Raw genomic sequence first — 11,774 nt, forward strand, 5'->3', positions numbered from 1 at the left:
TCTAACCGCTAAACCCTAGGCAATTCAAGGGGTTCGTTGTGTTTTGATTGCCGTCAAGGGGGCTAAGCGTTTAAACAATTGGCCAATCGCTGAGTGTTATTATTACTCTTGTATAAGGGTTGTTCGCCGAATCGGTAAATTTACATATTTTACACTTGAATCACCCTGAGTTACCCCCATATACCTCCCAACCAAATTTTCATATCTCTTTTTATTAAGAGACAAGTTGTCATTCTGACAATCAGCAGACGGGGTAACACTATGTCAGAGCAAACGCAAAAAGATACTGCCGCAGGCACAGCAGATGAAGCGGTTGAGCAAAATGCACAGGAGCAAATGGTAGAGGAGCAATCAGCCGATACTGATACAACCGCAGCCGAAGATATCTCCGGTCAGCAACCGTCAGAATCAGAGACTGCCGGTTCAGAGGTTGAGCAGTTAAAAGCTCAGTTAGAACAGGCTGAAGCTTCATTAACCGAACAGAAAGAAGCGGTGCTTCGAGCGCACGCCGAATCCGACAATATTCGCCGACGAGCAGAACGTGATGTTCAAAGTGCGCATAAATTTGCTCTGGAAAGCTTTGTTGAGTCATTGCTGCCAGTGATTGATAGCCTTGAGCAAGGTCTGGCGCAACCGGCTGAATCAGAAGAAGCAAAAGCCTTGAAAGAAGGCATGGAGCTAACGCTTAAAATATTCCTCGATACTTTAAGCAAAAAGAATGTCGAGCAGCTGGATCCCGTTGGTGAGTCATTTAATCCGGAATTGCATGAAGCCATGTCGATGCAGGAAAACGCCGATTTTGAAGCCAATGCTGTGATTGCGGTATTCCAGAAAGGTTATGCGCTAAATGGTCGTCTGGTTCGCCCTGCTCGAGTGGTGGTGAATAAAGGTAAAGCGCCAAGCATTGATCAAAAGGTTTAGATTTTTTCAAGGCAGTGGTTTATCTGAGAACCTGAAATTAACCGGGGGCTTAGAAAAATAACGGCAACAAAGTTGAAATCCTAGCGCTTGAATTGATCAAAAAAGCCCCAAGATAAAGAAACAAGACAAATTATCCGGTTATTGCTTTTGTTAGCGCTGATTCATCAGCCTCCGGGCAGTAACCCTCAGTTTTAAATTTAATGTAAAAGATTGGAGAAGTACCATGGGTAAAATTATCGGTATCGATTTAGGAACCACCAACTCTTGTGTGGCGGTTCTGGATGGTAAAGATGCGCGTGTTATTGAAAACAGCGAAGGCGCACGTACCACACCATCTATTGTGGCCTTTACTGATGACGGTGAAACGCTGGTCGGTCAGTCGGCAAAACGTCAGGCTGTAACGAATCCTGAAAACACACTGTTTGCGGTAAAACGTTTGATCGGTCGTCGTTTTGAAGACGACGTCGTACAAAAAGACATCAAAATGGTGCCGTATAAAATTATCAAAGCGGACAATGGTGATGCCTGGGTTGAAGTAAAAGGCGAGAAAAAAGCCGCACCACAGATTTCAGCTGAAGTATTAAAGAAGATGAAGAAAACCGCGGAAGACTTTCTTGGTGAGAAAGTTACCGAAGCGGTTATCACGGTTCCTGCTTACTTTAACGATTCACAACGTCAGGCAACCAAAGACGCGGGTCGTATTGCTGGGCTAGAAGTTAAACGTATTATTAATGAGCCAACTGCTGCGGCATTAGCGTATGGCATGGATAAAGCGAAAGGCGATCGCACCATTGCGGTATATGATCTGGGTGGTGGTACCTTTGATATTTCCATCATTGAAATTGCAGAAGTTGAAGGCGAGCATACCTTTGAAGTGTTATCGACCAATGGTGATACTTTCCTTGGTGGTGAAGATTTTGACCTTCGTGTTATCGAGTACTTGGCGGCAGAGTTCAAAAAAGAAAGTGGCATTGACTTGCACAGTGATGCACTAGCATTGCAACGTCTGAAAGAAGCGGCCGAAAAAGCCAAAATTGAATTGTCTTCTAGCCAGCAGACTGATGTGAACCTGCCTTACATTACGGCAGATTCAACTGGCCCTAAGCATTTAAATATTAAACTGACCCGTGCAAAATTGGAGTCTCTGGTTGAGCAGTTGGTTGAGCGCACTCTTGAGCCATTAAAAGTAGCGTTAAAAGATGCCGGACTGAATGTGTCCGATATCGACGACGTTATTCTGGTGGGTGGTCAAACCCGTATGCCTAAAGTTCAATCAGCGGTGACTGAATTCTTCGGCAAAGAACCTCGTAAAGACGTTAACCCTGATGAAGCCGTTGCTATGGGTGCTGCTATTCAAGGTGCTGTTCTAGCGGGTGATGTGAAAGACGTATTGTTACTGGACGTAACGCCTCTGTCTCTGGGTATTGAAACCATGGGCGGCGTGATGACTTCGCTTATCGAGAAAAACACCACGATCCCGACAAAAGCATCGCAGACCTTCTCTACGGCAGAAGACAATCAGACTGCGGTAACGGTTCATGTGCTGCAAGGTGAGCGTAAACAAGCCGGTCAAAATAAATCATTGGGTAAATTTGATTTACAGGACATTCCACCTGCACCGCGTGGCATTCCGCAAATCGAAGTATCCTTCGACATTGATGCCAACGGTATCCTGAATGTTTCGGCAAAAGACAAAGCAACGGGCAAAGAGCAGTCCATCGTGATCAAAGCTTCATCGGGTCTGTCGGATGATGAAGTGGATAAAATGGTCAAAGACGCCGAAGCTCATGCCGATGAAGATAAAAAGTTCGAAGAACTGATTGATGTTCGTAATAAAGCTGACGGTCTTATTCATGCGACTCGTAAAAGCATGAACGATGAGAACATCACCATGGAAGATGGTGAGAAAGAAGCCATCGAAGCCGCTATTACCGATCTTGAAGCAGTTATAAAAGGCGACGACAAAGCAGAAATCGAAGCAAAAACAGAAGCACTATCTCAGGCCTCTGCGAAAATGGCAGAGCGCATGTACGCTGCAGCACAAGAGCAAGCGCAGGCCGCTGAAGGCGCTGACGCTTCAGGTGAACAAAAAGCATCAGGTGAAGATGACGTTGTTGATGCTGAGTTTGAAGAAGTGGACGACAAGAAAAAGTAATTAGTGACGACTAATTATCGAGTAAGAAGTACGCGGACCTTGTTGTCCGCGTCTTCGTCTGTACAGAATCTATTTTGTATCAACAGAATTTTGCATGAACTGAAGTGGACAAAGCGGTATGTCGAAGCGTGATTATTACGAAATATTAGGGGTAGATAAATCTGCCAACGATCAGGACATTAAAAAAGCCTATCGTCGATTGGCGATGAAATACCATCCCGATCGTAATCCTGATTCCAAAGAAGCAGAGGACAAGTTTAAAGAAGCCAAAGAGGCTTTTGAAATATTGTCGAGTGCAGAAAAACGACAAGCCTACGATCAATTTGGCCATGCCGGTGTGGATCCCTCTCAAGGCGGATTTGGTGGTGGTGGCGCTGGCGGTGCCAGCTTCAGTGATATTTTTGGAGATGTCTTTGGCGATATCTTTGGTGGCCGTGGCGGTGCAGGCGGTGGCCATCGTGCTCGTCGTGGCGCCGATTTGCGTTACAACCTTGAGTTATCTCTGGAAGAAGCGGTTCACGGCACTCAGGCTAAAATTCATGTGCCCACTTATGTGACCTGTGAAACTTGTAACGGTAATGGTGCGAAAAAAGGCTCCTCCCCCACCAGCTGTGACATGTGCGGTGGTGCCGGTCAGGTTCGGATGCAACAAGGTTTCTTTTCGGTACAACAAACCTGTCCACAATGTCATGGTCAGGGCACCATGATTAAAGATCCATGCGGCAGTTGCAGTGGTCAGGGGCGTGTCCGCAAGGAAAAAACACTATCTGTTAAAATTCCGGCAGGTGTGGATACTGGTGATAGAATTCGTCTTTCCGGTGAAGGTGAAGCGGGTGGACCAGGCACTCAGCCGGGTGACTTGTATGTTCAGGTTCATGTCAAAGAGCACGCTATTTTCACCCGGGATGGTAATGATCTTTATTGCGAAGTTCCCATCAGTTTTACAACTGCCTGTCTTGGTGGTGAGCTGCAAGTGCCAACCCTTGATAACCGGGTTAACCTAAAAGTCCCTGCTGAATCTCAATCGGGTAAACTGTTTCGGTTAAGAGGTAAAGGTGTTATGCCGATGAGAGGTGGACACGCTGGCGACTTGTATTGTCGGGTAGTGGTAGAAACCCCGGTGAATCTTAATAAAGAGCAGAAAGATATTTTGCGTCAGTTTGAAGAATCATTGAAGAATGGCAACAGTCGACATAACCCAAAATCAAAAAGCTGGTTTGACGGCGTGAAAGATTTTTGGGAAGGCATTACCAAGTAGGTTTTTAAGAATTATTTTAGTAACACCATAAAAAATGGCGCATTAATGCGCCATTTTTTATGTTTTAAAGACACTCAAATGTGAGATTGTCATCGTAAATTTCCCCCACTTCTACAAATATTTGGGCTAGACTTATCCAACCTATTCATTTTAACTGGGCTGTATGCGAATAATAATTAGTCGTTTAATTGCGAGCCTGCTGTTTATTTCTTCTTCCTTTGCCGCCGATAAAGTGGTGCTTCAACTTAAGTGGGAGCATCAGTTTCAGTTTGCCGGGTATTATGCCGCCCAGTGGCAGGGGTATTACAAAGAAGCCGGTCTTGATGTCGAGATCCGTCCGGTCACACGGCCAGACGGCTCTATTGTGAATCCGGTTGCAGAGGTCGCGAATGGAAGTGCCCATTTTGCAGTGGGCGCGCTGGATATTTTGATTGCACAGGATCAAGGTGTTGGACTCACGGTATTGGCGCCGATATTCCAGCGTAGCGCGACGGGCATATTTTCATTGAAGGACACGTCAATTGAAAGCTTGTCTGAACTGGCAAAGCTTAAAATTGCCACCAGCCCAAACGACACCACTCGGTATGAGCTGTTAGCGTTATTTAAGTCTCGCGGGTTTGATCTGAATGAGTTGAAGTTGGTGGATGAGCCCGTCACTGTTGAAACCTTGGTATCAGGGAAAGCTGATGCGATTGCAACTTATGGTGTGTCTGCAAAATTTGAAGCCCGCGAAAAAGGTGTGGAATTAAATGAGCTTTATCCGTCAGATTATGGCATTAATTTTTACGGCGATACCCTTTACACGTCTCAGCAATTAAATATTAAGCGTCCCGAACTGGTCAGTCGTTTTGTAAAGGCCAGCCTTAAAGGTTGGCAATACGCCATTGCGAACAAAACAGAATTGGCAGAAAAAATTACCAATACTCTGCCGCGCCATCGTTTTAAGTTTAATAACCAGCTGACGTACAATCTTTCTTTTGCACGGGCAATAGATGATCTTTTACGTTATCCGGCAGTCGCTCTAGGTGATTTAAATGTTGGGCGCTGGATGCATATGAATACTCAGTTAAAGAAAATTGGTTTGATCAATACTGAGCATGAGCCATCCGAAGTGCTTTATGACTCATTTGCATTGGATAATGAATATCTTAATATTTACGTGTATACGATACTTGTATTGACACTGTTAGTTTTAAGCTTTGTTTTTTGGAGTAAGCGTCAATTACTACTAACACTACTGTCAATTGCTGGTCTTTCAATTTTAATTTGTTATCAAATTGAATTGCGGATTAAAAGTGATCATGTTCAGGAGCAGCGTTTAAATGCAATGCGGCATTTAAGTTCCATTTCAGCAAAGCTTAAAGGCAACCTTCAAACCAATTTATCCATGCTAAGGGGATTTGCTGCGTTTATATCGGCAAACCCTGAGCTGACCGAGCAGGAGTTTAGAAATTATGCGCGTGAAATATATAAGAAAGAAACATTGCTGATTAATTTTGCGGCGGCTAAAGATCTGGTTGTTAACTACATTTATCCATTACAAGGCAATGAAAAAGTCATTGGCCTCGATTATAAATCTAATGCTGACCAATCAGACATGGTGATGCAGGTGGTTAATACTGGGCAGCTAATGGTGGTTGGTCCGGTTGATCTGATACAAGGTGGAGTGGCGTTTATTGGACGGGCGCCTGTTTTTACTGGCTCGGCGAGTAACCGTAAACTTTGGGGAATAATTTCTTCACCGATTGATGCGGGTGCATTGTTTCGACAGTCGGGCGTTCGGGATGATTTATCCGATATACACCTTGCGATTAAAAGTTATGATTCTCTGGGACGGGAAGGTAATGTCTTTTATGGCAAAGATGAAATTTTCAAGTCGCCAAATCACATCAGCTTGATGATAAATGTAGGTGGTGGCAGTTGGTTAATTGCGGCAGAACCAAAGTTGAATTCTCAAAGCTTAAGTACATTGCTCTGGATCATTCGAGGGATAATTACATTTACCACCTTGCTTATTATGTTCTATGCGGTTATTCGCTATCGACAGGAGAGAGAAAAGCGCGCCATACAAAACGAACTGGTTGATAATAAGAATTTATTGCAAAAAGTTGGACATGTGGCAAAAGTTGGTGGCTGGCGAATGGATCCCGCGCTTAATTTTTTGCATTGGTCAGAGCAAACTTCTCGGGTTATAGGTCGGCCACTAAATTACAGTCCGGCCAGCCTTCATGAATTAAATACTTATATTACGGCCAGTAGTCTGGAGTCCTGGGTTGAACATGTTGAAACGGCTTTTGAAGATAAACGTTCCTTTGATATTGAATTAGAGTTAATGGAAGCTGATAGGTGGATTCGGGTCATCGGCAACTATTCTATTGAAAGTAATGAGTCGGCGATTACCGGAACTGTTCAGGATATCAGTGACAAAATAAAAAGTTCTAAAATCATTGAGTATCAGGCGACCCATGACGCACTTACCGGATTGCCAAATCGTTTTTTGTTCAACGATAGACTGGAGCAATCTATCGATAAGGCGTGTCGCGATAATGAAAAAGTCGCGGTGTTATTTGTGGATCTCGATCGGTTTAAGCCCATCAATGACAACTTTGGTCATCATGTGGGCGATAAAATATTAAAACTTGTGGCCGATACTCTGCTTACCTGTGTACGAGAGAGTGATACGGTTTCACGGTTAAGTGGTGATGAATTTGGCGTAATTCTACCGGGAATTGAAGACTTTAATGATGCGCTTAAAGTTACGGAACTGATTTTAGCGAAGCTGGATTCATCGCACACCATTGATAAATTTTCAATGTACACCAGCGCCAGTATTGGTATTGCTGTTTTTCCGGAAGATGGTCTTGATGCCAATAGTTTATTACGAAAAGCCGACCAAGCCATGTATGAAGTAAAACGTGCCGGTCGCAACGGCTGGCAGTTTTATACCCGGGAAATGCAAAAAAAATCCGAGTATCGACACACCTTATTAACCAATTTGATTGATGCGGTTAATAAAGAAGAGCTCCATACCTATTTTCAGCCTATTTACGATATTGCCAATAATAAAGTGGTGAAATGCGAATCACTGGCAAGATGGTTTAAAGAGGATGGGTCTTTGATTTCACCCAATGAATTTATACCCATTGCAGAAGAGTCTGGATTGATCAATCGTATCGACATGCAGATGTTTGAAAACTCCGTTAAATTGCTTGAGCAGTTGAAGCAGCATAATGTCACAATGGGATTATCAGTGAATATATCGCCGCGTTTGTTCCAGACAAAAGATCGAGCACTAGAGCAATGGTTCAATACCGTTGAATCTTGCAGTCAGCATTTTGATTTAACCGTTGAAATAACCGAACGCTTATTGACTGATGAGTCTGAAAAAGCGGTGGAAGTATTGACCAAGTTGCGAGAGCTGAATGTCAAAATCGCCATTGATGATTTCGGTACCGGTTATTCATCGCTCAGTTATCTGGTTAAGTTTCCTGTTGATATTATCAAAATTGATCGTGCGTTTGTCAGTGCGATTGGGGTTGACTCATCGGCAGAAACATTAGTGGACACTATTTTAGTTATGGCCAGGCGATTAAATATTCAGGTGATTGCCGAAGGCATCGAAACGGAACAGCAACTGGCATTTTTGGCCAATAGACATTGTGATTTTGGTCAGGGATTTTTATGGGCAAAACCCATGGCCGTGGATGACTTTTACCGACATCTTCAAATTAAACAGTTAATGCAATAAACTGTTGCGCTAACTTTATTCGCTCGAGTGCGATCTTTTTTAGCTTTAATAATTATTATTTTATTCATACCTATTCTGCTGGAAACCAAAAAACATGGACTATCTATCGGCCAATAAAAAAATATGGGATGGGCGCGTTGAAGCGCATATGGCGTCCGATTTTTATGATAATGATAGTTTTTTAAAAGGGCGAAACAGTTTAAATAAAATAGAACTGGATGTTTTAGGTGATATTCGCAATCAAACCATAGCGCATTTGCAATGTCATTTTGGGCAAGATTCATTGTCCATGGCGCGCATGGGAGCAAAAGTAACCGGTGTGGATCTGTCGGAAAAGGCGATTGAACAAGCCAACAACTTAAATCAGCAACTCCAACTTGATGCTGAATTTTATTGCAGTGATATCTTAACTTATCAAGGTCAAAAAGAAGCCTTTGATATTGTGTTCGCTTCTTATGGAGTATTAGGTTGGCACCCGGATATTACCGCCTGGTTTAAGGTGGCAAGTCAGTTATTAAAACCTGGCGGACGAGTTGTTCTGGTAGAGTTTCATCCGGTCCTCTGGATGTTCGATGCAACATTCAATCATATTGAACACAGCTATTTTAATCGACAGGCGATTGTTGAGCAGGTAACCGACAGCTACACCGATGGCAGTGACCTCGACGAGCCATTAACCGAATATGGGTGGAACCATAGTTTAAGCGATGTGTTTAATGCGCTTAAAAAAAGTGGGTTGCAATTGCAACAGTTCGAAGAGTTCGACTATTCGCCCTATAACTGTTTTCAAGGTTGTGTCGAAACACAACAAGGCTTTCAGATAGAATCTTTGCAAGGCAAGTTGCCCATGGTTTACGCCATTGAAGCCATAAAACGCTAACCTTCCGCTTGGACTTTCATGATGATTTATTTTGTAATTAAGTCTAGAACGAAACATAAACACGCTCTAGGGTAACGGTTATTTAATAGTATCTGGCACTATTCATTCTTGTTATCAAATAAAAAATTAAGATTTGATACAATTGGTTTAATCAATATTGTTAATACGAACAAACGGAAAAATTTATGACACGCATAGCCATTAACGCCTGTACCGGAAGAATGGGACAACAATTAATGTACGCCGTAGACAGAGACAGTCACTGTGAACTGGCTGCGCCATTATTAAGGAAAGGCCATAACTGGACAGGTGATCCGGTCAGTCAGCAGTTTCCTGATATTAAAACTAATATTGCATTGGTGGATGATCTGTCAAAGGCGTCTGAGTCAGCCGATGTGTTAATTGATTTCAGTTTGCCCGAACACTCGGTGGAAACCGCAAAACTTTGTGCAAACTTGGGTTTACCGGTGGTTATTGGTACCACGGGATTTAGCTACCAACAAAAACAGGCCATTGAAACCCTCACCGATAAAATTCCGGTATTAATGGCACCCAATATGAGTATCGGGGTTAATGTGATGCTTTCTCTGCTTGAAGGCGTTGCCAGAACGCTCGGTGATGATGCCGACATTGAAATCATTGAGTCGCATCATCGATATAAAAAAGACGCGCCTTCCGGCACGGCGCTCAGAATGGGTGAGTCTGTGGCAAAAGGGTTGGGAAAGGTGTTCAGTGAAATAGCAGCCTTTGATCGCTGCGGTAAAGACGCGGTTCGTGAAAAAGGCTCGGTGGGTTTTTCCGCTATTCGTGCCGGTAATATCATAGGTGAACATACGGCGTTGTTTGCGCTTGCCGGGGAAGAAATTGAAATAACCCATAAGGCACGCGATCGCCAAACGTTTGCTCAGGGTGCGGTTCGCGCGGCACGATGGTTGGTTGATCAACCTCCCGGGAGCTACGACATGATGGATGTGCTGGGTCTAAAACAGTAATGCCAGCTTTCCATAGTGCTAAGTACTACTGAGATTGTCGCATCGCCGTGTAAGAGATATCTCAAACCAGCTAAAGAGAACGACGAGCTGTATAGCCCGAGATGCGATAAAGCCAACTTGAGTATTTTGGTAACTTACTGAAATATATCAATTAATTATGTCTTTGATTTTTCGTCTTAATCATAAAGGTGAATATTACACACTTGTTGGTTTGCCTCAGTTCCGTAGTATTTAACTCATGCGGCACGGAATGGCTGCAAAGGATTGGGTCAGGAAGACTGAGTATGGACTTTATAGGTTAGGAACGCAGGACTTTTGGATAAGTCCTCATGGATGATTAAGGATTGAGTGACGGATAACTCGGCAAGGATGTAACAGGGACATTGGCTTCAGGACGAAGACAAAAAGGATAGTGAGGCGGCTCAGGCCGCCTTTTTTTATGCCAAGCTAATTTTAAGTCAAGTTAACTCTGCAGAATAATTGACCTTCCATTTGCGAAAAGAAATCGTGAATCCTGCCGTCTCAAATGGACAAATGAGCCTCAGATCGCTTAAAATACACTGATTTTGTCCAAAGCGGGCAATTTCAGTACGAACTTTCTTTTAAAAAGCGGAATCCAATTTTTGAATTCCGCTTTTTGTGTATCTGGAGCATTACTGGAGGTCCCTTTTGAGTCAACCCGCCATACTCATCCTGGAAGACGGAACACTGTTTAAAGGCACTGCCATCGGCGCGACAGGTTTGTCGGTTGGTGAAGTCGTATTTAATACTGCCATGACAGGTTACCAAGAAATTCTCACCGATCCCTCATATGCGAAACAGCTGGTTACACTGACCTATCCGCACATAGGAAACACAGGCACCAATGATGAAGACAAAGAGTCGTCCAATGTCTGGGCAACGGGTCTTATCATTCGTGATTTGCCTATACTGGCCAGCAGCTGGCGTAACCAGAAATCATTGCAGGATTACCTGAAAGATAACAATATTTTGGGTATTGCTGATATCGACACACGAAAACTAACGCGCATTTTGCGGGAAAAAGGCGCTCAGGCCGGAGCCATCATGGCAGGCGATATTGATGAAGCAAAAGCGTTGCAGGCGGCTAAAGATTTTCCAGGCCTTAAAGGTATGGATCTGGCCAAAGTGGTCTCGCAAAAAGAAGTCACGCAGTGGAAAGATTCCACCTGGACCATTGAGCAGGGTTATCAGGCTGCGCCAGAGTTGTCGTATAAAGTTGTGGCTTACGATTTTGGAGCCAAGAGCAATATTTTACGCATGCTGGTGGAGCGCGGTTGTGATCTTACGGTTGTACCGGCCGAAACGCCTGCTGAAGATGTACTGGCAATGAATCCTGATGGTGTCTTTTTATCCAATGGACCGGGCGATCCCGAGCCTTGTGATTACGCCATCGAAGCCATCAAAACCATTCTTGATAAAAACATTCCCATATTTGGTATTTGTCTGGGTCATCAGTTATTAGGGCTCGCCAGCGGTGCTAAAACCATGAAAATGAAATTTGGTCACCATGGTGCCAACCATCCGGTGAAAGATTTAGAAAATAACCGTGTGATGATCACGTCGCAAAATCATGGGTTTGCCATAGACCCGGATACTTTGCCGGACACGTTAAAAGCGACCCATGTTTCGCTGTTTGATGGCACATCACAGGGGATCCATCGTACCGATAAACCAGCGTTCAGTTTTCAGGGACACCCTGAAGCCAGTCCGGGACCGCACGACGCTGCACCATTATTCGATCACTTTATCGAACTGATGCAGGCCAACCGTTAATTCTACGGTTGTCGTTTCACAGGTCA

7 protein-coding genes are annotated in these 11,774 nt (G+C 43.9%); all 7 read left to right on the plus strand.

The window, feature by feature from the left end; translation table 11 throughout:
* The first annotated feature begins 261 nt into the window (after positions 1 to 261).
* Positions 262 to 921, plus strand: coding sequence for a nucleotide exchange factor GrpE (gene grpE, locus C8D97_RS02405; RefSeq protein WP_109761748.1), 660 nt, complete (start codon positions 262 to 264; stop codon positions 919 to 921).
* A gap of 223 nt (positions 922 to 1,144) precedes the next feature.
* Entirely contained in the window at positions 1,145 to 3,076 is a 1,932-nt protein-coding gene (gene dnaK, locus C8D97_RS02410) for a molecular chaperone DnaK (protein WP_109761749.1), read from the plus strand.
* A gap of 118 nt (positions 3,077 to 3,194) precedes the next feature.
* Complete coding sequence (gene dnaJ, locus C8D97_RS02415) at positions 3,195 to 4,334, plus strand: molecular chaperone DnaJ (RefSeq protein WP_109761750.1); 1,140 nt, start codon at positions 3,195 to 3,197, stop codon at positions 4,332 to 4,334.
* Positions 4,335 to 4,497: 163 nt separating this feature from the next.
* A complete protein-coding gene (locus C8D97_RS02420) occupies positions 4,498 to 8,082 on the plus strand; it encodes an EAL domain-containing protein (protein ID WP_109761751.1) in 3,585 nt (1,194 codons plus the stop codon).
* A gap of 94 nt (positions 8,083 to 8,176) precedes the next feature.
* A complete protein-coding gene (locus tag C8D97_RS02425) occupies positions 8,177 to 8,962 on the plus strand; it encodes a class I SAM-dependent methyltransferase (RefSeq protein ID WP_109761752.1) in 786 nt (261 codons plus the stop codon).
* Positions 8,963 to 9,147: 185 nt separating this feature from the next.
* A complete protein-coding gene (gene dapB / locus C8D97_RS02430; protein WP_109761753.1) occupies positions 9,148 to 9,954 on the plus strand; it encodes a 4-hydroxy-tetrahydrodipicolinate reductase in 807 nt (268 codons plus the stop codon).
* Between the two features lie 669 nt (positions 9,955 to 10,623).
* The gene (gene carA / locus C8D97_RS02435) at positions 10,624 to 11,748 is read left to right on the plus strand and encodes a glutamine-hydrolyzing carbamoyl-phosphate synthase small subunit (RefSeq protein WP_109761754.1); all 1,125 of its coding nucleotides are present in this window, start codon (positions 10,624 to 10,626) and stop codon (positions 11,746 to 11,748) included.
* Positions 11,749 to 11,774: the final 26 nt, after the last annotated feature.

The sequence above is a fragment of the Pleionea mediterranea genome (assembly GCF_003148745.1).
In the GTDB taxonomy this organism is placed as follows: Bacteria; Pseudomonadota; Gammaproteobacteria; order Enterobacterales; family Kangiellaceae; genus Pleionea; species Pleionea mediterranea.

Bases quoted from the DNA above. Each gene is read 5' to 3' on its own strand.
- grpE (WP_109761748.1), top strand. From the start codon at position 262: ATGTCAGAGCAAACGCAAAAAGATACTGCCGCAGGCACAGCAGATGAA.
- dnaK (WP_109761749.1), top strand. From the start codon at position 1,145: ATGGGTAAAATTATCGGTATCGATTTAGGAACCACCAACTCTTGTGTG.
- dnaJ (WP_109761750.1), top strand. From the start codon at position 3,195: ATGTCGAAGCGTGATTATTACGAAATATTAGGGGTAGATAAATCTGCC.
- C8D97_RS02420 (WP_109761751.1), top strand. From the start codon at position 4,498: ATGCGAATAATAATTAGTCGTTTAATTGCGAGCCTGCTGTTTATTTCT.
- C8D97_RS02425 (WP_109761752.1), top strand. From the start codon at position 8,177: ATGGACTATCTATCGGCCAATAAAAAAATATGGGATGGGCGCGTTGAA.
- dapB (WP_109761753.1), top strand. From the start codon at position 9,148: ATGACACGCATAGCCATTAACGCCTGTACCGGAAGAATGGGACAACAA.